Annotated in this window: 21 protein-coding genes and 1 pseudogene; 5 read left to right on the top strand and 17 right to left on the bottom strand. The window is 59.8% G+C overall.

Features of this window, described 5'->3' with window-relative positions; all coding sequences use genetic code 11:
• Positions 1-41: 41 nt before the first annotated feature.
• From JFT91_RS18325 to JFT91_RS18390, 14 genes are all read right to left on the bottom strand, one after another.
• Positions 42-791, bottom strand: coding sequence for a tRNA-dependent cyclodipeptide synthase (locus JFT91_RS18325; protein WP_201203646.1), 750 nt, complete (start codon positions 789-791; stop codon positions 42-44).
• A gap of 3 nt (positions 792-794) precedes the next feature.
• Complete coding sequence (locus JFT91_RS18330; protein WP_201203648.1) at positions 795-1,571, bottom strand: 2OG-Fe(II) oxygenase family protein; 777 nt, start codon at positions 1,569-1,571, stop codon at positions 795-797.
• Positions 1,572-1,842: 271 nt separating this feature from the next.
• Positions 1,843-2,889 (bottom strand): aliphatic sulfonate ABC transporter substrate-binding protein, encoded by a 1,047-nt coding sequence (locus JFT91_RS18335; RefSeq protein ID WP_201233407.1) that lies wholly within the window; start codon positions 2,887-2,889, stop codon positions 1,843-1,845.
• A 3-nt stretch (positions 2,890-2,892) separates the two neighbouring features.
• The gene (locus JFT91_RS18340) at positions 2,893-5,361 is read right to left on the bottom strand and encodes a TonB-dependent receptor plug domain-containing protein (protein WP_201233408.1); all 2,469 of its coding nucleotides are present in this window, start codon (positions 5,359-5,361) and stop codon (positions 2,893-2,895) included.
• Positions 5,362-5,386: 25 nt separating this feature from the next.
• Entirely contained in the window at positions 5,387-5,884 is a 498-nt protein-coding gene (locus JFT91_RS18345) for a RidA family protein (RefSeq protein WP_201203649.1), read from the bottom strand.
• A gap of 91 nt (positions 5,885-5,975) precedes the next feature.
• The gene (locus tag JFT91_RS18350) at positions 5,976-7,553 is read right to left on the bottom strand and encodes a flavin monoamine oxidase family protein (RefSeq protein ID WP_201203650.1); all 1,578 of its coding nucleotides are present in this window, start codon (positions 7,551-7,553) and stop codon (positions 5,976-5,978) included.
• 211 nt (positions 7,554-7,764) lie between these two features.
• Positions 7,765-8,964 carry a dipeptidase gene (locus JFT91_RS18355; protein ID WP_201203651.1) on the bottom strand — a complete coding sequence of 400 codons (1,200 nt, stop codon included), beginning with the start codon at positions 8,962-8,964 and terminating at the stop codon, positions 7,765-7,767.
• Between the two features lie 41 nt (positions 8,965-9,005).
• Positions 9,006-9,974 (bottom strand): ABC transporter substrate-binding protein, encoded by a 969-nt coding sequence (locus JFT91_RS18360; protein ID WP_201203652.1) that lies wholly within the window; start codon positions 9,972-9,974, stop codon positions 9,006-9,008.
• 11 nt (positions 9,975-9,985) lie between these two features.
• Positions 9,986-10,804 (bottom strand): class II aldolase/adducin family protein, encoded by an 819-nt coding sequence (locus JFT91_RS18365; protein WP_201203653.1) that lies wholly within the window; start codon positions 10,802-10,804, stop codon positions 9,986-9,988.
• A gap of 12 nt (positions 10,805-10,816) precedes the next feature.
• Positions 10,817-11,755, bottom strand: a complete 939-nt coding sequence (locus JFT91_RS18370) for a D-isomer specific 2-hydroxyacid dehydrogenase family protein (RefSeq protein ID WP_201203655.1) — start codon at positions 11,753-11,755, stop codon at positions 10,817-10,819.
• Positions 11,752-12,957, bottom strand: coding sequence for an acyl-CoA dehydrogenase family protein (locus JFT91_RS18375; protein ID WP_201203657.1), 1,206 nt, complete (start codon positions 12,955-12,957; stop codon positions 11,752-11,754). Before JFT91_RS18375 ends, JFT91_RS18370 begins: the two co-directional genes overlap by 4 nt.
• On the bottom strand, positions 12,954-13,733 hold the full coding sequence (locus tag JFT91_RS18380) for an ABC transporter ATP-binding protein (RefSeq protein WP_201203658.1): 780 nt from the start codon (positions 13,731-13,733) through the stop codon (positions 12,954-12,956). The genes JFT91_RS18375 and JFT91_RS18380 overlap by 4 nt, the downstream gene beginning before the upstream one ends.
• A 2-nt stretch (positions 13,734-13,735) precedes the next feature.
• Complete coding sequence (locus tag JFT91_RS18385; RefSeq protein WP_242489313.1) at positions 13,736-14,557, bottom strand: ABC transporter permease; 822 nt, start codon at positions 14,555-14,557, stop codon at positions 13,736-13,738.
• 138 nt (positions 14,558-14,695) lie between these two features.
• Positions 14,696-15,589 (bottom strand): LysR family transcriptional regulator, encoded by an 894-nt coding sequence (locus JFT91_RS18390; RefSeq protein ID WP_201203660.1) that lies wholly within the window; start codon positions 15,587-15,589, stop codon positions 14,696-14,698.
• A gap of 104 nt (positions 15,590-15,693) precedes the next feature.
• Here JFT91_RS18390 and JFT91_RS18395 point away from each other — a divergent pair, with 104 nt between their 5' ends.
• Together JFT91_RS18395 and JFT91_RS18400 are read left to right on the top strand one after the other, a co-directional pair.
• A complete protein-coding gene (locus JFT91_RS18395) occupies positions 15,694-16,323 on the top strand; it encodes a cysteine dioxygenase family protein (RefSeq protein ID WP_201233409.1) in 630 nt (209 codons plus the stop codon).
• Positions 16,320-17,901, top strand: a pseudogene (locus tag JFT91_RS18400) (rhodanese-related sulfurtransferase). Before JFT91_RS18395 ends, JFT91_RS18400 begins: the two are co-directional and overlap by 4 nt.
• 154 nt (positions 17,902-18,055) lie before the next feature.
• Here JFT91_RS18400 and JFT91_RS18405 read toward each other — a convergent pair.
• Entirely contained in the window at positions 18,056-18,910 is an 855-nt protein-coding gene (locus tag JFT91_RS18405; protein WP_201233410.1) for a helix-turn-helix transcriptional regulator, read from the bottom strand.
• A 111-nt stretch (positions 18,911-19,021) separates the two neighbouring features.
• Between JFT91_RS18405 and JFT91_RS18410 the strand changes: the two genes are divergently transcribed.
• A complete protein-coding gene (locus JFT91_RS18410) occupies positions 19,022-20,224 on the top strand; it encodes an MFS transporter (protein ID WP_201233411.1) in 1,203 nt (400 codons plus the stop codon).
• A 17-nt stretch (positions 20,225-20,241) separates the two neighbouring features.
• Here the strand turns inward: JFT91_RS18410 and JFT91_RS18415 are convergent, their stop codons facing one another.
• Complete coding sequence (locus JFT91_RS18415; protein ID WP_201233412.1) at positions 20,242-20,904, bottom strand: TetR/AcrR family transcriptional regulator; 663 nt, start codon at positions 20,902-20,904, stop codon at positions 20,242-20,244.
• Positions 20,905-21,046: 142 nt separating this feature from the next.
• On the opposite strand from JFT91_RS18415, the gene JFT91_RS18420 reads away from it, so the two are divergent.
• Positions 21,047-21,925: a DAPG hydrolase family protein gene (locus tag JFT91_RS18420; protein WP_201233413.1), complete on the top strand. Its 879-nt coding sequence runs from the start codon at positions 21,047-21,049 to the stop codon at positions 21,923-21,925.
• 60 nt (positions 21,926-21,985) lie between these two features.
• On the opposite strand, the gene JFT91_RS18425 is transcribed toward JFT91_RS18420, so the two are convergent.
• Positions 21,986-22,582 carry a TetR/AcrR family transcriptional regulator gene (locus JFT91_RS18425; RefSeq protein ID WP_103302446.1) on the bottom strand — a complete coding sequence of 199 codons (597 nt, stop codon included), beginning with the start codon at positions 22,580-22,582 and terminating at the stop codon, positions 21,986-21,988.
• A 447-nt stretch (positions 22,583-23,029) separates the two neighbouring features.
• On the opposite strand from JFT91_RS18425, the gene JFT91_RS18430 reads away from it, so the two are divergent.
• Entirely contained in the window at positions 23,030-24,118 is a 1,089-nt protein-coding gene (locus tag JFT91_RS18430) for a hydroxymethylglutaryl-CoA synthase (RefSeq protein ID WP_207196950.1), read from the top strand.
• Position 24,119 lies beyond the last annotated feature (1 nt).

The raw sequence follows: 24,119 nt of genomic DNA on the forward strand, positions 1-24,119 counted from the left end.
TGATGCAATGCGGCAGGAGCGCACTCGCTCCGCCGTTGTCTTCAAATCGCGATCGCGCCACTCGACCAGTTCGGGTGAATTACCCCAGGCAGCGTGAAGGGAATCGGGATCCCGCGTTTCTTGAATTTCAACGGCAACCAGCGCACACGGTCCGGGCTGTGAGGCTCGATCAGCAGATCACGGCTGGTGGCCATCGCGGCGGTCATCTGCTGCGGATACAGCACGTAGTCGTAACCCTCGGCGGCCCATAGCGGCAAAATGATCGGGATTTCTTCGAGGATGTATTCGCGGCACTGGTTGGCGGCACGCGTGATGTCGGCGTGTTCGTCACGCAATCGCAAACGGTCGGTAAACACCGCGATGGTGCTTTCGATCGCGTCGCGCAACTCATGACGCTCGTGGTAGATCACATTGAGTTGCTGGCGCAGTTCGGCGTATTGGTCGCTTGCCAGTTCCTGGTTCCAGCGGGTGATGTGATAGGGCACGCGCAAACCGTCGAGAATCTGCTGATTGCGTGCCAGCCAGGCGTCGCCGTCGCGGATGGATGCCGACAACGCTTCGCCGGGGGATTTGCCGTGCTTGTTATGGCGCTGCAAGGTGTCGGCGACCACGACTTTGACGTGGCTGAAGCCCGACTGATTGATCAGGTGGATGGTCGAACGCAGCTTTTGGTCCTCGTGATACTCCTGGCCAACGCTGACCGCCAACACCACCCGCTTACCTTCAAATTCGTGCTCTTCGCCACCCTTGTTGAAATAGGCCTTGAGGTTGATTTCCTGTGCGTTGCTCATGAGTTAGCTCCAGTAGGCCAAAGGCTGGTGTTCGCCGTAAAAACCGATAAAGACGCCGAGTGTCACGCGAGTGCTGCTCGCTGAAGGGCGCACCGCATGGATCAGCCGCGGGTTGAGCAGGATCAGGTCGCCAGGCTCGGGCTTGATCACAAAGTCCGGTGGCGGTAGCAAATGCCGCTCGATGCCGTAGGCGCGGTCGCCACGCAGGCGCTGGTATTCCTCCTCGTCCGGCTCGATGCCCCAGATCTCGAGTTCGCCACCGTCCTCGGGGATTTCCAGATAGATGTTGGTCGATAACTGCGTGAGCAATTTCGGGTGGTGCCCTTGAGGGGCATTGCGTTCCAGGTTGTCAGTGTGTGGCGTCAGGTCGACGCCGCTGCCCTGGAAGCGCGCGATGCCGACGAAGCATTTTTGCCCATCCACTTGCAGCAGGTGCGCTCCGTGGGGCCAGACTTCATCGAGCAGCAAACGCAGTTCGTCGATCGGTGAAGCCAGTGGCCGGAACAAGTTGCGAATCCGGCGGATGTTGGCGTGGGCCTGAGCGTGATAGTCGGCACGGCTCTGCTCATCCTGGATTTCGATGTAGGCCTTGCCGATCCGGACAAATTCCTGCTGCTCGGTAAAAGCGCTGCGTAATTCGGGGCGGAATAAATGATCGCGTGCGACCTGCAAGGTGTCCGGTGGACAAAAGCCTTTTAGTTGCACGCCGTAAGAGCGTTTTTCCACGACATCAAGAATATGCCGTGCTTCAAGTTGGTCGGCAGTAATGACTGTAAACATTCAAGCTTCCTCATTCCCTGGAAGTAACGACGGGACAGACCGGGCAAATCTTTCAAATTATTTCAAGGCAACCTTAGGTAATTGCCTGAGGCTTGTGAAATATCGTTTATCTCTAACCACCCAACTAAAAAATGTATCAAAAATCAGGCAAATAGAACCTTGCACAGACCATTGACAGAACGTGTCAAAGATTATTAAAAATACTGATAATTAAACTAAGTAACGCACATTGTTCGAGCTCTCTAATTGATCACCCTCCTTCAAACAGTCATCAATTTGTCACGTCGTTAAATTGCTCATCAAAGTAAGCCGGCGCATTAAATGAGTTCTGGATAATGCCCTCCTCTCGATAAAGATCGGCGGTGTGTTGCACGTCTTCTACGACCGCTGGCGCAACCGGAATACGGTGCGGTACGGCGAAGCGATTGGAGCGTTCGTGGATTTCCACCGGCAAACCGCTGTAGCCCGCCTGGATTTTCGAGAACGCCTCCTGATGCTGATTAGCCCAGGCATAGGCGCGATCAAGCCGTTTGAGCAGGTCACGAATTTGCAGGGATTTGTCACGGATGGCGTTGTCATTGGCGACCAACAACATATGCCCGGCAAACAGCCCTTCGCCACTGACCAGCACCCGCGTGCCTCCTTCCATTTGCACCATGCTGGTGTAAGGATCCCAGGTCGACCAGGCGTCTGCCTGACCGTTGGCCAGCAAGCTGCGGGACTCGCCGGGTTGCAAAAAAATGAACTGCGCATCACGGCCGTGCAGCCCCGCCGAACGCAGCGCCGCCAACGCCATGAAATGCCCGATGGAGCCACGGGTGGTGGTAATGCGCTGGCCCTTCAGGCTCGCGGCGTCCGTCAGCGGCGAGTTCTGATTGACCACAATCGCCACCGCGGTTTGCGTCACGTTGACCTTGATCACTCCGACGGTTTTGATCGGCGCTCCGGCGGCCGCCGCAAACACGAACGGCGCGTCCCCGAGGCTACCGAAGTCCACCGCGCCGGCCGCCAATGCTTCGGCGGTAGGCGCGGCGGCGGCGAACGAGGCGAACTCGATCGGGTAAGGCAGATTCTCCAGCTCACCGGCCGCTTGCAGCAAGATTTTCAGCGACTGCTTTTGGCTGGACACACGCAAGGTGTCGTCGGCCACGACCGGAGTGCTCAAGCCCGAAATAATGAGCAGCAGCGTCAACAGCCCGCCGAATTTTGCAACCGCGTTACGGGCCTTATCTCCTGCAAGCCGGCGCCCACGGATTGGGCTGGCGCCGCCAACATCGTCGGTGAAACGTTCGTTGCCAGCAGATGTGCGTTGGCTCATCGGTCAGAACGCCAGGCTGACGCGGCTGTAGTAATACCCGCCGCCTAGACCGTACGGCGAGAACATCCCGTATTCGTAGGTGCCGGCCCAGGCCTTGAGGCCGATCTTGTCCGGGTATTCATCGAACAGGTTGTTGGCGCCCAACGCCACGGTGAGGTTCTTGGTGACGTCGTAGGCCACGTCGATATCGGTGATCCACTTGGCGCTGTAAGTGCGATCGTTGGCCGGGATGTTCGAGCCTTCGGTGTACTCGCCGAACCGCGTCAGTTGCAGGTTGGTGGTCCAGTCGCCAACCTTGTAGTTGGTCGACAGAATCCACTTGTCTTTGGGCGTCGACTTGGTCAGGTCGATCTGTTGCTGGCGGTCGAACAACAGGTAGCTGGAACCCAGCCGCGACAGGGCTGCCGGGGTGTCGGCCAGGTCACGGATCGTGGTTTTGTTGTGGTTGTAGGCGATGCTCCATTTCGCCGTGCCGTACTCACCAAACGACTGGCTGTAATCGGCCACCAGGTCCACGCCTTTGGTGCGGGTGTCGGCGGCGTTGGTGTAATACTGCCCGGCGAGGTTCGGTGCCAGTCCGTTTTCGACGAGGATCTGCGAGACGGCGGTTCCTTGCAGCAAACCGGTCTGCAGAATGCGTTTGTCGATATCGATCAGGTAAAAGTCAGCGGTAAAACGCAGGCGTTCGGCAGGCTCCGCCGTAAAGCCCAGGCTGTAGTTACGCGAGGTTTCCGGTTCCAGGTCTTTGGCGCCCAGGGCAATCGCTTCGGCCGAATCCGGACGCATTTGCTTGGTGCGCACTGAACTGGTGGTGCCGTTGGCGCCGAACTGGGTCACGGTGCTGGTGGTGGAGAACACACTTTGCGCCAGCGACGGTGCGCGGAAGCCATTGCTGACCGCGGCCCGCACTGCGTAACCCGGCAGGAACTCGTAACGCGTGGTCAGCTTGCCGCTGGTGGTGTCGCCCACGCCCAAGTTGTACTTTTCATAGCGCCCGGCCGCACCCACGTACCAGTTGGGCGTGATGTTCAGACCGAAGTCCAGATAGGCCGCTTCGCTGTGACGCTGCAAGTCATAGGCGTCATCCGGTGTTGTGCCGTTTACCGAAAACAGGCCCGGGTCTGGACGCACGCCGGCGAATCGCCCGACTGCCGGCACATAACTGCCGTAGTTGTAGGAGTTCGGCTCGCCCTCCTCCAGCGCGTACTTCTCCCATCGATATTCGACGCCGAACGAGGTCTCTAGCGGGCTGCTCCAGCCGATATCCAGCGCTTGGGTGAAATCGAGGTTGTTGGTCCACTGATCGAAAATCAGATTGCCCAGGTGAAAGTCGTGCTGGCCGTAAGGGCCGTTGGAAATGTTCAGGTTGTTGTCGGTGTCGAGCACCGCGCGATCCTTGCCGTAGGTACTCGACAGATCCCAATCCCAGTTGCCCAGCGCGCCCTTGGCGCCACCGGCCACCTGAAAGTCCACCTCGTGGATCTCCCGTCGCGCCTGCCCGCCATTGGGGTACGGCGCATCCGGCACGCCGTTGAGGCTGGTGATGTCGGTGGGTTTGCGGTGGCCCAGGTCCTTGTTGCTGTTGCGGTAGCTCAGGGTCGAAAACGAATACAGCTTCAGATCATCCTGCAACGGCAACTCGGCGTTATAGGCGACGCTGGTGGTGCGATCGCGGCCAAGCCCGTACTCGGTACCCCAGCCTTGGCGATTGCTTTCACGCGGGTCGGGCGTGCCGTTCGGCTGATTGAAATACAACTGGCCGGTGGCAGCGCTGGAGCGCTCGTAAGGCTCTTGCAGTTTGCCGTCCCACGACAGGTTGAAAAAGCCGCCGTTTTCGCCCAGTGCAGAACCCCAGTTGAACGCTTCATGGCCGGTGGTGCCATCGCCGTCGTAGTACTGGCCGACGCTGGTGTCGGACGTCAGGCCTTCGGCATTGCGCTTGAGGATGATGTTGATCACCCCGGCAATGGCATCGGAGCCGTACTGCGCCGCCGCGCCGTCACGCAGCACTTCAATGCGCTCGATGGACGCCGTCGGAATCAGGTCCAGGTCCACCGGCACCGAGGCGTTGCCGACGCGGGCGCCGTTGTTGATCAGTGCCGAGTTGTGGCGACGCTTGCCGTTGATCAGGACCAGCACCTGATCACCGCTGAGGCCACGCATGCTCACCCCGCGCACCAGGAACGCAGTACCGCCGCCGTTGATGGTCGGGACGTTGAACGAGGGCAGCAGGCGCCCGAGCATTTCTTTCAGGCCGTTCTGGCCGATAGTGCGCAGTTGCTCACTGTCGATCACATCGATCGGCGCCGGGCTGTTGGTGACAGTGCGCGGCTGACTGCCGCGAACCCCGGTAACCACCACGGTGCCCAGGGTTTCATCGGCGGCGAACAGTTCGGGGGGCACCACCATGCCGAACAGGCCGAAGCTCAAAGGCGCCGCACCGAACAGGGTTTTATGCAAAATTGAACGCATGACAAAGATCCTTTTCTGACGGCGCTCAGTGCGACCTGGCGGCAACGGTTTCGACTTCGATCAGGGCACCTGGCAATACCAGCCCGGCCACTTGCACGGTGGTTCGCGCGGGTTTCAAAGGTTGTTGTTCGGTACCGAAAAACTCGCGGAAGGCCACTTGCAGCCCGTCGAAATCCAGCTTGCCGCCCAACGCCGGGTCGCCCACCAGATAGATCCGCAGTTGCACCACGTCGGCCAGTTTCAAACCCTGGCTCGCCAGAATGCTCTCGACCTTGCGCAGCACCACGCGGGTCTGCGCTTCGGTATTGCCGACGGCACGCACCTGATCTTTCGGGGCTTTGGGATCGACCGGATCGGGCAGCAGGCCCGAGAGATACGTGACTTCGGTATTCGCAGCGAGAGTCACCGATTGCAGAATCGGCGAGTTAGGGTACGTCGACGGCACCCGCGAAATCGAAGCGGCCAAGGTGTTGCTGGCCGCAAAGAGGATCCCCATCCCCAACAAGGTTTTTTTCAAAGACATGCAAAGACACTCCAAGGTTATTTAATGCCAGCCTCGGAGGTCCGCTACCTGGCAAATCGTGTGTGGCTGTTTGAATGAAAGCGCGGCTTTTTCAGGCCGTTTGCTTGATAGGCGAGCTTTGCGCCCGCTCGAAAAGATTGCGCACCACACGCCGCGCCGCGCCGGCCGCCGCTTCCTGCCAGATCCCCACGCCGCTGTGCGCCAGGCCGTCACTGGTCAGGTACACCCGACCCTGTGGCTGGTTGAGCAAGCTGTAATCGGGTTCGGCCACTTCGTGATTGATCCACGGACCGAGGTTGTACGGAATTTTCGCCCAGGCAATAGCCAGGGGTTTGCGCAATTCATGGCCGTGGCCGGGGTGCAGCAATTCAACGGCCTGACGGGAAATCGCGATCTGCTGATCAAGGCTTTTTTCGCCGAACTTTCGTGCCGTTTCGCCATTGTTGTAAGCCGCCACCAACACCCCTTGCGCTTGGTTGAAACCCCCGCTGGGGTACCACAGGCCCGACGCTTCCTGATTGATAAACGATAGACCGCCGTAAATCTGATAGTCGCTTTCCCAGAAGCGCCGCGACTGCCAGGCGACTTTGTTGGCGTAGCCGAATTGCACGGTGGCGATGGCTTGGCGGACCGGTGCAGCGAGGTTGCTGTCGATCTTCGCCAGCAGTGGCAGCGGCAATGCGCTGATCAGGTAATCAGCGCGGATTTTCTGTTCGTGGCCACTGCGTCGGTCCAGATAAGCGACCTCGACGAAATCCGCGTGATTAGTGATCGAGCGCACTTCGGCGTTCAGGCGCAGCGCTGCTTTCAGGTGCCGCGCGAATGCCTTGGGAATGCGGTCCATACCACCCACCGGCTGAAACATGGTCGGCGAAAATTCCGGGTACTCATCAATCATCAACGCGGTGGTCAACGCCGGGTTGAGCAACGTCTGCAATGGCAGCGGGTCTTTTTTCTGTGCGAGTTGGTCTCCGGCGCCCGGCCATACCTTGTACCCGGAGCGAGCAGAACCGACGTACTCGAGTTTGTCCGAGAGGTCGCCCCAGGTCTTGAGGAAACTCAGCAGGTTGCTGCGGTCTTCGAGGCTGAGTTCCTGATCCAGCGCGTGGCGATTGACCGCTTTTGCCAGCAGCTCGGAGAAGTGCCCACGGCTGTCGTTCACGGCCTGGCGAATCTGGATCGCCGGTTGATTCAGGTCGGGCCGCACCAGTGCGTTGCGGCTGGTGTTGACCAACACTTCCAGCTCCACCCCAAGCTCGCGGCAATAGCCGAGCATCAACTGATGATGGCTAGGCAGACGGCCGGGGCCGGCGTTGAGGTAGAAGCCGTTGTCGAAGTCCGCGACCTGCACGCTGCCGTCGGTGTACTCGACACGATCACCCCCGCGTACCGTCCAGTTGCGCCCGCCGACCCGATCTCGGGCCTCCAGCAGCGTGACGTTGAAACCGGCCTTTTGCAGTTCATAGGCGCTGACCAGACCACCGATGCCGGCACCGATCACCACCACGCTGACACCGTGCCCCACACGGGCGGTGGGCAACGCGGCATAGTTCTCCGCAGCGGCCTGCGCCGTGTCGGTCACACCGAGCATGCCCATCACCGCAGAGGCCGCCTGAAGGCCGCCGACGGCAGCCACGCGGGCGATCAATTGTCTTCTGGTCAACGGCATTCAAGCGCTCCCTGCCTGGCGGATAGATAGTGCATTCGGTTATAGCCCAGAGACTTGTTCAGTCACTTGGGTCTATGCGAAGCCATCCTAGGGGGCGCTCTTTAATAAGAGAAATACATTTTAAGCATATGCAAATATTAATTTGTATCATATTCACCAGAGGTGATTCTGCGGCGATTGCATAGTCACATCGTCAGTCGATCCAAGCCGATCAATGTGCGCGCTGCGCCTCGCTCAGCACCCGCAGCAAATTTCCGCCCCAGATCTTCGCCACATCACTTTCGGTGTAACCCGCCGCCAGCAAGCGCTCGGTAATCCGTGGCAACTGCGACACATCACTCAAGCCTTGCACCCCGCCGCCACCGTCCCAGTCGGCACCGATCCCGACGTGATCCGCGCCGACGACTTGCAGGATATGCAGCAGGTGCCTGATGAAATCATCCAGGTTCGCTTGCGGCTGCGGGTAGCGGTTTTCGACCTCGTGGATACGCGCTGCCAGGTCCGCCACCTCGGCCGGGCTGAGACTCGCCGCCAGGCGAAACTCGCGGTACAGCGGGCCCAGCGCCTTGTCGCGCTCGGGGTTGGGCTCGCGGTTGATCAAATCACTGGGAAAGCTGTTGACCTGCACCACGCCGCCCTTCGCCGCCAACCGGCGCAAGCGCTGGTCGTCGAGGTTGCGTGGGTGCGCCGTGATCGCCCGACTGCTGCTGTGCGAAGCAATGATCGGGGCACTGGACAGCTCCAGCACTTGATCGAACACCTGATCCGAGGCGTGCGAGACGTCGAGCAAAATCCCCCGCCGGTTGGCCTCCGCCACCAGCGCTCGACCGGCCGGGCTCAAGCCGTGCCATTGCGGCAACGCGGTGGCTGAATCGGCGAAATCGTTGTTGGCCGCATGCACCAGTCCGAGCATGCGCAACCCCAGTCGGTAATAAGTCTGCAATCGTTGCGGATCAGCCGCCAGCGGCTCGGCGTTTTCCATGCTGATAAACACCACCCGCTGCTGGCGCGCGACGATGGCCGGTACGTCTTCGGCGCGCAACGCCAAGGCAAAATCCTTGGGATGCGCCGCAACCATGTCGCGAATGCGCGTGATCACCGCCAGGCCATGTTCGCTGGCCAGTGTCCGGCCTTCGGCGGTAAGCGGGCCCTGCGGGGTGAATATCGCCCAGAAGCCACCGTCCAGCCCGCCCTCCTTCATGCGCGGCAAGTCCACTTGGGACAGGTCGGTGTCGAAGCTGTGCCGCTGGGTGATGTCCCAATCCGGACGCGCCAGTTGCATCGGAGTGTCGAGGTGGCTGTCGAGGACGGTGAGGCGCTGGTGAAGTTGCGTGACGGTTTCCCCGGCGTCGGTGAAAGCGCTGATCAGGCACAACAGCACTGCACAGCAGCGCGCAAAAGAAGTGAGCATGCATGCCCTCCCTGGCAAGTGTCGGATATGGAAATGCGGGGTCAGCTCCAGTGAAAACTGCGGTCCCACAAACCGGATACGTCGAGCTGCTGCGGCAACACCCCGGCCTCGAAAAACAGATCGGCGACATCCTGCTGGGATTTCACCGCCGCATCATCCACCGGTTGCAGCAGACGCGGGCCACTCTGGGCACGGTACTGGGCCAGGAACACTTCCCGTGGCATGCCAAGGATCTTCGCACTCTTGGTTGCCCACTCTTCGGGATGCGCCGCAATCCATTGCCAGGCACGGTACTCGCGCAGGATGTAATCGGTAATCGCCTGATGTTTGAGCGGGTCGGCAATGCTGTTCTGATTGGCGGCGATCACGTAATTGCCGGACAGATAGCCCTGACCGGTTTTCAAGACACGGGCGCCGGTGCGTTGCTCGGCGAGCTGAATGAAGTAGCCAAAACTGACCCAGGCATCCAGCGCGCCGTTCTGAAACGCGGCAAAACCGTCTTGCGGTGTCAGCGCCATGGGCACGATGTCATTGAACGTCAGGCCCTGCTCCTTCAGCGCTTTAAGCAAAAAATAGTGTGAACTGGTCGAGCGGATGTAGCCGATTCGCTTGCCCTTGAGTTGCGCGATCGACTGCACGTCAGAGCCTTTGGGCACGATGAACGCCTGGTTGTTGACGTCACCGGTCAACACCGCAATGAGCTTCACCGGCGCGTGATTCTTGATCCCGAATATCGGCGGTATCTCACTCATTGGCGAGATGTCCAGAGTGCCGCTGACCAAGGCCTCGAAACTCAGGTTGCCGCCCGTGAACTCGGCGTATTTGACGGTGTAAGGCGCAGGCTCGATTCCCGCTTCGGCGAAGAATGTCGGAGCCGCGCCTTTGTAGGTCGCCACGTTCAGCGTGACCCCACGCAAGTCGTTGGCGGCCAGGCCGAAGCGTGGCAGGCCGACGCTGAATGCGCCGAGGCCGGCCAGCGCCGAAAGTTCGAGAAAACGTCGACGGTGCATGGTGCAACTCCTTAAGTCAGAACATCCGGTTCTGCGCGCAAAATCCGTTCGCGAAACGGCTGGAAGCTGAACCAGCCGCCAAATTCAGTACCGACCTGCCTGGCCGTGTGTCGTGCAACGTCATGCGGGATAAGCCGTGGTGAACCCGCCGCTTCGGCGAGCAGTTGCGTGCGTGCGGCGTTGTCCATCGCGATAAAACGCCAGACGGCCGCTTCGACGGTTTGGCCAACGGTTAGCAGGCCATGATTTTGCAGGATCAACGCGTTGTGTTCGCCAAGGGTCTGGGCAATGCGCGCGCCCTCGCTGGTGTCCAGCACCACCCCGGAAAAATTGTCGAACAGTGCGTGCTTTTCATAAAAGGCACAGGCGTCCTGGGTCAGCGGGTCCAGCAAGCGTCCCAGACTCGACCAGGCCTTGCCGTACAACGAATGTGCATGCGCCGCGGCGATCACCTGCGGGCGGGCTTCATGCAGCGCGGCATGGATGGCGAACGCGGCCAGGTTCAACGCGCCCTCGCCTTCGAGGATTTCACCGTTAGGGTTGACCAGCAACAAATCCGACACCCGCAAATGACCGAAATACACGCCCACCGGGTTGACCCAAAAGTGATCCGGTCGCCCAGGGTCGCGCACCGTGATGTGCCCGGCGCCGCCCATATCAAACCCTTGCAGGGCAAACACCCGGAACGCGATTGCGAGGCTCTGTTTGCGCTGCAACCTTTCCTGCTCAACGCTCTCTCGCTGCGGCGGGTGCTCCCAGCGAAACACGGTGTGGCCGTCGCGCGGCAAGTCGTACACCCCCGGCCGATGAATTGCGTTGGCTGTGCTCATGGCTGACTCCTTTCAATATCCACGGCTGATCTCCACCGGGTTTTCCAATGGCAGCCCTTTGCGCTGGCGTTCAATGTTGCGCGCCAGCAAGCGGGCAATGTTGAGGTACACCTGCGGCGAATTGGCCGAGGTGTGCGGTGATAAATGGATGCGTCGATGACGGTAAAACGGGTGCCCCGCCGGCAGCGGTTCCGGGTCGCTGACATCCAGACTCGCCAGGCCAACTTGCCCGGCATCGAGGGCGCGCAACAACGCCTGCTGATCGATCAGCGCCCCGCGCGCAAGGTTGATCAGATGCAGCCCCGGCCGGGCTGACGCCAGCACCGCTTCGCTGACGATGTGCTGTGTCGCGGGCGTGACCGGTGCCGCCAGCAGCACATGATCGGCACGGCCAAACAACTCATGAATGTCCGCCACTGCGCGCACGCCGGGCACTTCAAAGGGTTGCGCGGAGTGACGCAGCGCGAGGACGTGCATCCCCAGTGCCTGCGCTTTCGGTGCCAGGGCCTGGGCAATACTGCCGAAACCGAACAGCCCCAGCGTGCTGCCGGACACCGAAGCCAGTGGCCGCTGCTGCCAGTGCGCCGCGTCGTTGATCCAGACGTCCGGCAGTTGCTTGGCGGCGGTGAAAATCGCGGCCAGGGCAAACTCGGCCATCGTCTCTGCAGTAGTGCCCCGCGCACTCGCCACCGGCAAACTGTCGAACAGCCAGCGAGGGAAATAATCGAGGCCGCTGGTCACCAGTTGAACCAGCCGCAAACCAAACGGCCAACCGGGCGGCGGCGCCGACGCATCCCGAAAGTCGGCATGTGGGGCGGCGAGCAATACCTGAACATCCGCCGGCAGATTCGCTGGCAAACCCCGCGCTAACTCAAGCACTTCAACATCGGGCAATTGCGCTCGCAGGTGTTGATTGAACGCCGCGTCCAACTGACTGGCGATGCGCGTCATGCCTGGGCGCCCCGGCTGGGCAAAGCGAATGCGGCGCGGCCGACGGCAGCGAGGATCGCGTCGTTCTGCGGCGTGTGAATCCGGCTGCACAACACGTCGCGGTAATGCCGCTCGATCGGATTGCCACGGGCCAGGCCCGGGTTGCCGATGGCTTCGATCCCCAATTCGACGGCGCTGATGGCGTTGCTGGTGACCAGGTATTTGACCTGTGTGGCTTCGCTCGGATCGACCCGTCCTTGCGCCGCGGCATCCAGCAGCACGCGGTTGGCAAACAGTAGCGCGTCGATGCGCCCGATCAGTTCATGAAACCGCGGCAGGCTCGACAGCGGCGCCCCCAGATTGGCCGGCGTGCGCTCGGCAAGCCAGCCCACTAACCAGTCGCGGGCGGCGCGGGCTACGCCGTCGTAGATCGACGAAAGCAGCACTGCCAGCCACAACACGCCGGTACTGTCCAGTTCCGAGGGACGCGGGACGTTGGCCGGCAGAATGTCCACGGCGTATTCGCTGGCGACGAACACGTCTTCGAAAATCACATCGTGGCTGCCGGTAGCGCGCATGCCCAAGTGATCCCAGGTTTCCTCGATGCGAATCCCCGGCGTATCCCGATGCACCAGCCAGGTGCCCACGTGCGGCTCGCTGTCGTCACTGCGCGCCCAGACTGCCAGCCAGGTCAGGCCGGGAATGCCGGTGGAATAAATCTTCCGGCCGCTAAGCAACCAGCCACCGTCCACGCGTCGCGCAATGGTGTTGGGCAGGCCGCCACGGGCCGGTGTGCCGAGATCCGGCTCGACCCGCAACGCGTTGATCAATGCGCCCTCTTCCACTGCTTCGCGTGCCAGTCGTTCGCGCAAGTGCAGCGGCCAGGCCTGATTGCCTTGCAAGCGCGTGTGCTGCAGGTATTGCATCACCAGCACCAACGCGGTGGACGGTTCGCCGCGAGCCACTGCGCTGACGACCCGGCGCGCCTGGGCCAGGGTCGCCTCGCTGCCACCCAGCCGGCGCGGCACCGTCAACGCCAGCAAACCGTGCTCATGCAAACGCCGCAGATTGGCGTGGGGGAACTCGCTGTGCTTGTCGTAATAAGCCGCCGTCGCGGCGAATTCGTCGCTGAGCGCTTCCAGCCGTTCGGCGAATGCCGGGGCGTCGAGATCAGGTTGCCGAGCCTGACGCTCGGCGCGTGGTTGCGCGGTGGATAAGCTCATCGGTTGCCGGTCCTGCTCAAGGGTTGGGAATCGTCAGCGGCACTGGCAACGTCGGGATCGCTGTCGACCCCGAGCAATTCCAGCAGGCGCGCACGCAAATCATGGAACGCCGGCGTCGCGATCTGACGCGGGCGCGGCAAGCGAATCTGGATCTGTTCGGCGATGCGCCCGTGGGCCAACACCACCACCCGATCTGCCAGCAGCACCGCTTCGTCAACGTCGTGCGTGACCAGCAACACCGCCGGGGTGTGCACTCGCCACAACGCAATAATCAGTTGATGCATGCGGATGCGCGTCAAGGCATCGAGGGCGGCGAACGGTTCGTCCAGCAGCAACAGTTTCGGCTCACGGACCAGTGCCCTGGCCAGCGCGACGCGCTGCGCTTCGCCTCCGGACAAAGTGCCGGGCCAGGCATTGAGCCGATGTTCCAGGCCGACCTCAGTCATCGCCGCCAATGCGCGCTCTTTCGCCCCTTCGCCACGCACCCCGAGAGAGACGTTGCGCCAAGCGCGTTTCCACGGCATCAAGCGCGGCTCCTGAAACACCGCCGCCAAGGCTTCGGGCACCTGCAACCGGCCTTCGTCGATCCGGTCGAGCCCGGCCAGCGCTCGCAACAAAGTGGTTTTACCCGAACCGCTACTGCCCAGCAGGGCAACAAATTCGCCAGGCGCAATCTCCAGGTCCAAGTGATCGAGCACCGCCTGGCTGGCAAACCGGCGCGTGACCTGTCGGCACTCGACGGCTGGCAATGAGGGTTTGGCAAACAGCACAGTCATGGTCAGCTCCTGATAAAGGTCGGGCGCCAGGCCAGCGCAAACCGTTCAAGCAAACGCACCAGGCCGTCGATACCCAGCCCCAGTACGCTGTAAATGATCAGGCAGATGACGATGACGTCTGTACGCATGAAGTCCCGCGCATCGTTGACCAGGTAACCAATGCCAGCGCTGGCGTTGATTTGCTCAACCACCACCAGCCCCAGCCAACTGATGCCGAAGGCGTAGCGCAAACCGACAAAGAATGCCGGCAAGGCACCGGGCAAGATCACGTGGACGATCAGCTCCCAGCGTTTGAGCCCGAGCATCGTTGCGGCTTCGACAAGCTTGGGATCGAGGCCGCGGATACCGGAAAACAGCGTGAGGTAAATCGGGAAGGTAGTGCCGAGGGCGATCAAGGCGATCTTCGGCGTTTCGCCTACGCCAAACCACAGAATGAACAGCGGCACGATGGCCAGGAACGGCAAGGTTCGGAGCATTTGCATCGGCGAGTCGATGGCGATCTCGCCGCGTCGCGACAACCCCGCCACCAACGCCAGGACGGTGCCGACGCTAACCCCGATCGCCAGGCCGCTGAGGGCGCGTTGCAGGGAAATCCACAAGTGGCCGGCCAACTCGCCGCTGCCGAGCATCTGCCACAGCGTGGCGCCAATCGCACTGGGCGCAGCGATGATGCGCGGTGGCAACAGTCCCGTGCGCGAGGCCAGCTCCCACAGCAGCAACAGCAACAACGGGCTGAGCAAACGCGCGAGCAGATCGCGCCCGGCGGGCCATTGGGCGATGGACTTGAGGCGATCCAGCGGTGTAACGAGGGGGGGCGCAGACATTTCAACTTCCCTGATTAAGCGCGTCGAACCCCATGCTAACTACATAAAAACTGCCCGTGAAATTCGTTTTAGTTCTAACCTAATATACAAATAATGCATTTATTCAAATCAACGATATGCAAGAAACAATGAAAATGATCAGTGCTTGCCCACCCGAGCCGCGACCATTTCGCCAAATACGCTGACCGGTTCTTGCAGGTTGCCGAGGAAACGCGGATGGATCAGCCACAAATCAATCACCGGTTTGAAGTCCGAGACCGGGACAATTTCAAGTTTGTCGCGATGGCTGCTGTTTTCCAGCAACGGCAACGGCACCAGACCATAGCCCAGGCCATTGGCGATCAACCCCAACTGCAATTCGGTGCCGAACGTTTCCAGGTTGATTTGCAACGACAACCCCTGCGCGCTCAAGGCCCTTTGCAGGCCGGCGCGGAAACCACAGCCGTCAGGGTTGAGCACCCAGCCGCGCTGGTAGCAATCGGCGAGTTTGCAGTTGCGTTTGCGTACCTCGCCTTTGGCGGCGACCACCACCAGGCTCATGCTGGCCAGCGAACGCCCGACCACCCCCTCCGGAAACACCTTACCGGCGGGAAACAGCGCCGCGACCACGTCCAGTTCGCCGTTCTCGACCTTGCCCAGCAAATGGCTTCCCCAGCCTGTGGCCACCGACGTCTGTAATTGCGGGTAGAGGGCTTTCAATTGGCTCAGGGCATCCAGCAACACCACATCGCCGATGGTCTGCGGGACGCCGATGCGTAACGCACCACTGGGCGGGCCGTCGCTGGCCACCAATTCGCTGAGGGCATCAATGGTGCGCAGCACTTCCAGGCACTGCCCGTAAACCCGAAGGCCCATGCTGGTCGGTTTCAGCGGTTTGGTGTTGCGGTCGAGCAACTCGACGCCCAAGGCTTCCTCGAAGTTCTGCACCCGCCGGGTGATCGCCGGCTGGGTCAACTGCAAGGAATCAGCAGCCTGGCTGATGGTTTGGCAGCGGATCACTGCCACGAACGCGTTCAGATCATCTATCTTCATTCTTTTTTCGCATAATAAATGACTGGAAAAATGTGCATAAAGAATAATACCTTTTAGCTCGCCCGTGTAGTTCGCGTTTATTTCAGTTTCCACGGAGGGAGCTCATGCCCCAGAACCTTGTGTCCAAACCATCTGCGCCACCGAACCTGACGCGCTTGCGACAGTTCATCGAACAACTGGCCACGCTGCTCGACGAACAGCCCGGTGAAGCAGCGATCCTTGAACAGGGCGGCCGTTTGCTGCAGCAACTGGTCAGCGTCGATGACTGGCTGCCGGAGGCATTCGCCCGGCCTGACCCCGAACGTTACCAGCAGTTTTTGCTGCACGCTGATTCCCGGCAACGCTTTTCCATCGTCAGTTTTGTCTGGGGTCCGGGGCAACGCACGCCGATCCATGATCATCGGGTCTGGGGGCTGATCGGCATGCTGCGTGGCGCGGAGTATTCGCAAGGATTTGCCCGGCAACCCGATGGCGCATTGGCAGCGGCCGGAGCAGCGCTGCGCTTGGATCCGGGCCAGTTCGAAGCGGTGTCGCCAACAGTGGGTGACATTCACCAGGTGGCCAATGCCTACATCGATCAGGTGTCGATCAGTGTGCACGTGTATGGCGCCAACATCGGCGCGGTGAGGCGCGCAGTGTATGGCCTGGACGGCACTGAAAAACCTTTCATCTCCGGCTATTCCAACAGCCTGTTACCAAACCTCTGGGATTTGTCGAAGGAGCTCCCGCAATGACCGATTTCGCTATCCGCCGTTACGTCGATATCCGTAAAGCTCTGCTGGCACGCGAGGAACTTGCATTGCTGGACGTGCGTGAAGAGGCGCCGTTTGCCGAAGCTCATCCGCTGTTTGCGGCCAACATCTCGCTGTCCAAACTCGAACTGGAAGTGCTGGCACGGGTGCCGCGCAAAGACACCCGGGTAACCGTGTATGACGATGGCGAAGGCTTGGCCGCCATCGCCGTTGAACGCTTGCAAACGCTGGGCTACACCGATGTGGCGCTGCTTGAGGGCGGCCTGCAAGGCTGGCGCGATGCCGGTGGCGAGCTGTTCAAGGACGTCAATGTGCCCAGTAAATCCTTCGGTGAACTGGTGGATGCCGAACGCCACACCCCGTCCCTGGCAGCGGAAGAAGTGCAGGCGCTGCTCGATGCCAAGGCTGACGTGGTGGTGCTGGATGCCCGACGTTTTGACGAATACCAGACCATGAGTATCCCCGGTGGCATCAGCGTACCTGGCGCCGAACTGGTGTTACGGGTGCGCGAGTTGGCTCCGGACCCGCAAACGCAGGTCATCGTCAATTGCGCCGGACGCACCCGCAGCATCATCGGCGCCCAGTCACTGGTCAACGCCGGGATTCCCAACCCCGTGTCCGCCCTGCGCAATGGCACCATCGGCTGGACCCTCGCCGGCCAGACCCTGGAGCATGGCCAGGACCGGCGCTTCAAACCCGTCAGCGCTCACAACAAAAACCTCGCCATCGAAGCCGCCCGCGCGGTCGCCAAACGCGCCAACGTGAGCCGCATCGGCCTGGCCGAGTGGCGACGCTGGCAAGCCGACCCGGCCCGCACTACGTATTTGTTCGATGTGCGCACGCCGGAAGAATTTGCTGCCGGCCACTTGCCGGGCTCGCGCTCCACACCCGGCGGACAACTGGTCCAGGAAACCGATCATTTCGCCAGCGTTCGTGGTGCGCGCCTGGTGCTGGTGGATGACGATAATGTGCGGGCGAACATGAGTGCGTCCTGGCTGGCACAGATGGGTTGGCAAGTGTCCGTACTGGATGACTTGAACCCGAGCGACTTCAGTGAACAAGGCCCATGGCAGCCCCCTGCCGACCGCCCCCGCAGCCGAAGAAATCAGCCCGCAGACGCTGGCAGACTGGCTGAAAGAGCCGGGCACGGAGGTGCTGGATTTCACCGCCAGTGCCCTTTACGTACAACGGCACATCCCCGGCGCGTGGTGGGTGTTGCGCAGTCAGTTGCAGGCAGCGCTGGCGAACATTCCGCCGGCCCAGCGTTATGTCTTGACCTGTGGCAGCAGCCTGCTCGCCCGTTGGGTTGTGCCGCAGTTGCAGGCACTGACCCAGCGCCCGGTGGTGGTGTTGCGCGGCGGTACGAGCGCCTGGATCGAAGCTGGACTCCCGGTGCAAGCAAGCCCGCAGCATTTGGCGTCACCGCGTATCGACCGCTATCGCCGACCGTATGAAGGCACCGACAATCCGCGCGAAGCCATGCAGGGCTATCTGGATTGGGAATATGGGCTGGTGGCACAGTTGGGCCGTGACGGAACGCACGGGTTTTTCGTGATCTGACCGTTCGGGACAGGGTCGACCCGCTCGGCCCTGTTTCAGCCCTTTACCGCACCCCCGACAATTCTGGCGACTGCCCCCGGCGCTGGCTCAGGTACCGGGTGCAACTGATGCGCTGTGAGTGTCTGGCGATTTCCCATTTCCATGTCGGCGAAAATCAAAACCCGGGGAAACCAACGCCCTCCTCCAGCCACTTCTCGAATTCGAACAGAGCGGCTCCTTGTTCCATTGGCGCGTAGTAGACAAGGCGCAGATGCCGTTCGACATCGATCGTCAGCGTGGTGTGCTCGAGACTGACATCGCCAAATGAGTCGATCGCCAAGTGTCGAATACCCTGACAGGGACCATGAATGTCCTGCCGGGACCACCAGCCTTTGAATTCCGCGCTGACACTCTCAAGTTCACGCACCAGCGAAGCAACGTCACTTTCGTTAGAGGCGTGAACATGGTCACGACGAAAACTGGAGAGCATCTGGATTGCCTGGTCGTCCCAGGGCTGAAAGAGAGACTTCGTGCGCGCGTCGGTAAACAACATTGATAAAAAGTTGCGTTGTTCGGGCGTCTTCTCGGAAAACTTGAAAATCTTGTCAGCTGCGGGGTTCCAGGCCAGGACATCCCAGCGAAGGTTCAGCACATAAGCGGGTCGCAACGGCAGATCCGCCATCAGCCGATGAACGATCTGCGGAACCACACACCAGGTCTTGCCCTCCTCGGCCGGCGGTCGCTGGTGGGAAAGCAGGTAGAGATGTCGGCGCTCCACAGCATCCAGTTTGAGGACCCGGCAAAGATTATCCAGAAAAGCAGGTGACACACCAATATCGCGTCCCTGTTCGAACCATGTGTACCAAGACAAGCCAACACCGGCCAGTGCCGCTACTTCTTCTCGACGCAGTCCGGGTGTACGGCGTCTGCCAGTCGGGGGTAACCCTGCTTCCGCAAGTGATATGCGCTCTCGGCGGCTGCGTAAAAACTCAGCCAGGTCCTGTCGTGTGCGCTCAAGACTCCTTTCCATTATCCGATTACTCCCAGTAACACCATAAACAGTGGCCATTGTACTGACGATCAGGCTGCTAAAGAATCCGCCCGGTCCGCAACAAGTTGCCAAGAGCACAAGGAGTGACTCATGTCTAAAACAATACCGGCACCCGTTTACCTCATTGCAATCGGCGCTTTTGCGCTGGGGATGGCGTCTTACGTCACCGCCGGCCTGATCCCGATGATCGAGCAGGCCTTTGATGTGCAGGTCGCCGTCGCGGCACAACTGGTCACGGCGTTTACGCTTGCTTACGGTATTGGCTCCCCAGTCTTCGTGGCCATGTTGCCAGCGCAGCGACAACGCTTTGGCTTGTTGGTCGCATTGGCGTTGTTCGTGGCAGCCAACGTCGCCAGTGCCCTGGTTGACGACTTTGTCGCCCTGCTGGTTTGTCGAGCCGTCGCGGGTATCGGCGCCGGCGTTTATCTGGCCACCGGCATCGCCGCCTCGGCCGCTGTTTCAGGCCCGGAACTGCGAGGCAAGGCGATTGCCGTGATCATGGGCGGCATGGCCAGCGGCACGGTACTTGGAGTGCCTGTCAGTCTGCTGCTCGCCGAGCAGTTCGGTTGGCAGATGGCGCTGTGGCTGGTGGCGTTTCTCGGCCTGATCTCCTGGCTGGGCCTGCTGATCAAGTTGCCTGCGATCTCTGCCGGACCGGCGCTGCCGATCAGCCGCAAGCTGGCCCTGCTGCGAGACCGCAACGTGATGACCATTCTGCTGGTTTCGCTGTTGGCGGCAGTCGCCAGTCTGGGCATGTACACCTTCATGGTGCCGTTGATGGCTGACCCGGCCTACGGCGGCGTCGATAACATCACGCCGTATCTGTGGGTCTGGGGCCTGGGGGGTGTGGCGGGCAGTTTCCTCGTTGGGCCGCTGGTGGATCGCATCAAGGGACCGATGCTCACGTTCCTGATTCTGCTCATCCTCAGCGTCTCGTTGTTCGCGTTGCCGGCTGCCGCTGCTGTGACACCGTGGCTGGCGATGATCCCGATTGCCGTCTGGGGCGCCGTAGGCTGGGCACTGCAAGTGCCGCAGAACAACCAACTGATCGCTGCGCGTGATCACAAGGGCGACGGCAATCTGGCCGTGGCGCTCAACGAGTCCGCACTTTATCTGGGCAGCGCCATGGGCGCCGCGGCCGGTGGCTTCATATTGCTGCTGCAGATGCCAGGGTGGACGTTGGCGATCAGTGCCGGCGCGGTATCCGTTGTCGCTGCGCTGTTGCAATGGGTGCAACTGCGCAACGGAAAAACCCATGCGGTCAACGGTGCGCCAAGGGTTTCTGCGCAATAACCCGTTTGCATCGTTCGCTATTGCGCCGACACGGCTTTGAGGCCCGCGAGAGCGTAAGTCATCATGTGCTCGATCAGCACGGCGGGTTCCATTTTCAGCCCCGGCAGCACGTTCTCGCTCAACGCTTCATGGGCCAATAGCAGGAAAAGACAAGGCGCAAATACGCCCAGCGCACAATGCAGCGTGGTCGGGTGATCGTCCGGCAAGCCCAGGATCTGCCCAAGAATGCCGCGAAAGACCTTCGCTTTCGGATAGGCCTGCTGCTCCAGCACCGAGGGCAGCAGGCTCGAAGGCGACAGCAGTTCCCGGCTCAACACCTTGAGCGCCCAGGCATCTCGATGATTGCGCACGCGCTCGATCAGGACAGTGATGATCAAACGCAATTTGTCCTCAGGCGAGGCAGGGCTCTGGCTCAAGCTGAACAATATATCGATGCTGAGCAGGCGCTCATGGGCTTCGAGCAGCACGGCACGGTACAGGCCCTCCTTGTTCTCGAAGTGATAATTGACCGACGCCACGTTCGAGTTGGAGTTCTCGCAGACCTGTTTGCTGGTGGTGTTGGCATACCCCAGATCGGCAAACAACTGCCCTGCTGTCTCCAGAATATGCTGGCGGGTCACCCGGCCATCTTGTCGCTGAGCACGTAGAGAGGCTTCCTGATTCGGACCGGACACGAGCATGAACTCCTATTAACTCAAATTCAAATTTGACTTTTATTTTTATGAAGCTTAGCTTCAAATCACCTACATACCTCGAAAGGCATGGATATTGGCGACGAATGTTGTCAGCTCCAAGGCCATTTAGCCAAAGGAAAACATCGCAATGGATGCGCGCGTAATGACCCCGTTCACCTACTTCTCTCTGCCGATGCAGAAGCAGTTCCTGCGCAATCGCGAGGCGATCAAGGATAAACCCTACGCCAAGTATTTCTCTGCGCAGATGAATGTCCCCCTTTCCGCCGTGTGCAAGATCCAGCAAGGACCACTGCCGCTGGAACAGACCATCACGCCGAGCATCGAGGACATCAATCGGTTGCTGGAGGCGGACTTCGTCAGCGAGGAATCGGGATACGCCCTGCTGCCCGGGCCAATGGCGTATGTGCAGAGCCGCAAGTTTTTCCCGCGCTCGACCGCAGCGATGCTGAAATGGTGGTTCATGTGGCACCCGCTGGAAGCCGAACGCTATACCCTGTGGTTTCCTTATGCCCATGTCAGCAATCCCTGCGTCAATCACGAACGCCTCAAGCAGACGTCCCTGAGTTTCGAACAGCGCTTGTACGGCAACACCTTCTGCGCCTCGGAATATGTCGGCGATCGCCTGATGCACCTGCATATCCACTTCCAGGACCCGGAAAAACTGGGCTTGCGTGCCGATCTGTACCGCGACGCGAAAATCGACGGTAGCGTCAGCGCGTTGATGAGCCTGGCGGAACAACCCGATGTGCCGGTGTCGCTGATGGTGCACTTATTCAAAGAAACTCCGGAAGGCCTTCATCTCACCAGCCGCTACTGGGTCGGCAGCCATCCGTCGATGTCGCGTTTTCCTGGTGCCGAAAAGGCTGCCGCACTGATGGCGGCCAACGGCTTCGGCGAAGCGGAACTGGAAACTCTCGCCTATGAATTCGCCGTTCATGACCTGTGCGAATTCAACCATCTGGCCAGTTTCCTGCCAGAACTGTATCGAGAGTTCGGCGCTGCCTGAACCCGCAAAAAAATGTTCCCCCCAGCGACAAGGCTAAGGGGAACATTTCGTAAACCAGAATCACCCCTTCGAACTGATACCGTTTAGTAAAAGAGTCGTAAATTCCTCGATATCTTTCTCCATCTCCAACTGCTCGGTCAGCAATCGGTACCAGCAAAATCCAAAGATCATATCCAGCAAAAGTTCGCGATTGGTGTCCTTCGGTAACTCACCACGGCTGATGGCATTTTCCACCAATTTCTTCGGCATTTCCCTTCTGCGCTCCATGAATTGGTTTTTTAACTGAACCAATGTCACAGGGTCCAACTGAGCCTCGGCGATGACGCAGCGAAATGCTTCGCCGCAAATCGTTTCACGCCAGACTTTCCAGAGATTGTGCAGCAAAAAGTCGAGATCCGCTTTTAATGAGCCTAGATCAGGATGCTTTCTGACCTGCTCGCTTTCGTTTTCGTAGACTTCCGCAATCAATGCAGCCTTGTTGCTCCACCAACGATAAATCGTCGGTTTACTCGCTCCCGCCCGTCGGGCAACCGACTCAATACTGAGTCCCGAATAACCGCATTCCTTGAGGATCTCAATTGTCGAACTGATGATCGCCTTGTGCGTGTGGGGATTCCGTAGGGATCCGATGGAGCTGCGAGAGGGTGTACGAGCCACAGTAAATTCTCCAGGCAGGGTGCTTGACAAATACAATGCAAGGTATAGGATTTCCGAAAATCGCAACGAAACGGTCCGTTTCGTTTCGGACTGGGTAAGCGCGTTGAACATTGACGCCAATCAATTCGCTTCGAGCTTTTCTGGTTACTTTAGGGGTTTCTGACTCCTCGAGCAGGATGTGTGAGCAGGTAGGCGTCCTCTAGGACTATCGAGTCTGCCGTTTTAATTCTGAAACGATACGTACCGTATCATAGCAGTGAGAGAGGCAAAGTGGCAGTATCAGCGCCCTTTTTTGAGTAACCGTCCGGAAACTCCAAACGGCTGATTTTGCTGGCTAAACGACAAAACTCCGATATCCGGGGCTTTAAAGATAGTTTTCCGTATGTTTCACGATATACGGCGACGCAACACCCTTGTTTTCTGACAGCGAATGGAATCAAAAGGAAAATGAACGTGAAAAAAGCAGGAATAGTGAGCTATGGCACTGGCGTTCCCGTTTGTCGCTTGAAAGTCGAAGAAGTGATTAACGTCTGGAAGAACACCGATCTCCATCTCGTGCAAAACCAGTTGGGGGTGGTCGAAAGAGCAGTTCTTCAACCTGATGAAGATGTGATCACTCTCGGTGTCTTGGCAGCCCAGCGTGCATTGGATATGGCCCCCGGCAGTAGCGTCGAGGCTTTGTATCTGGGCACTTGCACCAACCCCTATGACTCCCGCGCCTCGGCCTCTGTCATCCTCGAAATGCTCGGTTCCGGCTATGATGCCTATTGCGCCGACGTCCAGTTCGCGGGCAAATCCGGCACTTCTGCGCTGCAGATTTGCCAGGCACTGGTCGCTTCCGGCATGACCGGCAGCGCCCTTGCAATCGGCGCCGACACTATCAATCGCAACACCGCACCAGGTGATCTGACCGAATCCTATGCGGGTGCCGGTGCGGCAGCTTTATTGGTGGGCACGGAGAATGTCATCGCAGAATTCGATGGCAATTTCTCTTGTGCAGCCGATGTCGCCGACAACATTCGCCCGCAAGGTGATCGTTATATTCGCTCCGGGATGGGGCTTGGCTCGGACAAAAACAGCATCGGCCTGGAAGACCAGACTCGCCGGGCGGCGGAAGGCTTGATGGCCAAATTGCGCACCTGCCCGCAGGACTACGATTATGTCGTGTTCCAGCAGAATCTGGTGTCCACGCCCTACTCCCTCGCCAAGCATCTGGGATTCAATCCGAAACAGGTTGAGCCCGGCATCTACGCGAGCAGCGTTGGTGACACCGGTGCTGCCAGCCCGCTACTCGGTTTGATTAACGTGCTTGACCAGGCGCGTCCCGGTCAAAAAATCCTGCTGGTGTCTTACGGTTTTGGTGCCGGCAGCGACGCAATCGCCTTGACAGTTACCCCTGCCATCGAGGCCTACCAAAAGCGCAACAAACCACTGCGCGAATCGCTCGAAAACAAGCTGTACGTAGATTACGGCACGTCGATCAAATACGAGTTCAAGTATTTGCGAGCTGACTACGCCCTCACCGCCTACCTCTGAT

Source organism: Pseudomonas sp. TH08, from assembly GCF_016651275.1.
In the GTDB taxonomy this organism is placed as follows: Bacteria; Pseudomonadota; Gammaproteobacteria; order Pseudomonadales; family Pseudomonadaceae; genus Aquipseudomonas.

Excerpts from the sequence above, each read along its gene's own strand:
- JFT91_RS18325 (WP_201203646.1), bottom strand. The coding sequence starts at position 791 with ATGAGCAACGCACAGGAAATCAACCTCAAGGCCTATTTCAACAAGGGT.
- JFT91_RS18330 (WP_201203648.1), bottom strand. The coding sequence starts at position 1,571 with ATGTTTACAGTCATTACTGCCGACCAACTTGAAGCACGGCATATTCTT.
- JFT91_RS18335 (WP_201233407.1), bottom strand. The coding sequence starts at position 2,889 with ATGAGCCAACGCACATCTGCTGGCAACGAACGTTTCACCGACGATGTT.
- JFT91_RS18340 (WP_201233408.1), bottom strand. The coding sequence starts at position 5,361 with ATGCGTTCAATTTTGCATAAAACCCTGTTCGGTGCGGCGCCTTTGAGC.
- JFT91_RS18345 (WP_201203649.1), bottom strand. The coding sequence starts at position 5,884 with ATGTCTTTGAAAAAAACCTTGTTGGGGATGGGGATCCTCTTTGCGGCC.
- JFT91_RS18350 (WP_201203650.1), bottom strand. The coding sequence starts at position 7,553 with ATGCCGTTGACCAGAAGACAATTGATCGCCCGCGTGGCTGCCGTCGGC.
- JFT91_RS18355 (WP_201203651.1), bottom strand. The coding sequence starts at position 8,964 with ATGCTCACTTCTTTTGCGCGCTGCTGTGCAGTGCTGTTGTGCCTGATC.
- JFT91_RS18360 (WP_201203652.1), bottom strand. The coding sequence starts at position 9,974 with ATGCACCGTCGACGTTTTCTCGAACTTTCGGCGCTGGCCGGCCTCGGC.
- JFT91_RS18365 (WP_201203653.1), bottom strand. The coding sequence starts at position 10,804 with ATGAGCACAGCCAACGCAATTCATCGGCCGGGGGTGTACGACTTGCCG.
- JFT91_RS18370 (WP_201203655.1), bottom strand. The coding sequence starts at position 11,755 with ATGACGCGCATCGCCAGTCAGTTGGACGCGGCGTTCAATCAACACCTG.
- JFT91_RS18375 (WP_201203657.1), bottom strand. The coding sequence starts at position 12,957 with ATGAGCTTATCCACCGCGCAACCACGCGCCGAGCGTCAGGCTCGGCAA.
- JFT91_RS18380 (WP_201203658.1), bottom strand. The coding sequence starts at position 13,733 with ATGACTGTGCTGTTTGCCAAACCCTCATTGCCAGCCGTCGAGTGCCGA.
- JFT91_RS18385 (WP_242489313.1), bottom strand. The coding sequence starts at position 14,557 with ATGTCTGCGCCCCCCCTCGTTACACCGCTGGATCGCCTCAAGTCCATC.
- JFT91_RS18390 (WP_201203660.1), bottom strand. The coding sequence starts at position 15,589 with ATGAAGATAGATGATCTGAACGCGTTCGTGGCAGTGATCCGCTGCCAA.
- JFT91_RS18395 (WP_201233409.1), top strand. The coding sequence starts at position 15,694 with ATGCCCCAGAACCTTGTGTCCAAACCATCTGCGCCACCGAACCTGACG.
- JFT91_RS18405 (WP_201233410.1), bottom strand. The coding sequence starts at position 18,910 with ATGGAAAGGAGTCTTGAGCGCACACGACAGGACCTGGCTGAGTTTTTA.
- JFT91_RS18410 (WP_201233411.1), top strand. The coding sequence starts at position 19,022 with ATGTCTAAAACAATACCGGCACCCGTTTACCTCATTGCAATCGGCGCT.
- JFT91_RS18415 (WP_201233412.1), bottom strand. The coding sequence starts at position 20,904 with ATGCTCGTGTCCGGTCCGAATCAGGAAGCCTCTCTACGTGCTCAGCGA.
- JFT91_RS18420 (WP_201233413.1), top strand. The coding sequence starts at position 21,047 with ATGGATGCGCGCGTAATGACCCCGTTCACCTACTTCTCTCTGCCGATG.
- JFT91_RS18430 (WP_207196950.1), top strand. The coding sequence starts at position 23,030 with ATGAACGTGAAAAAAGCAGGAATAGTGAGCTATGGCACTGGCGTTCCC.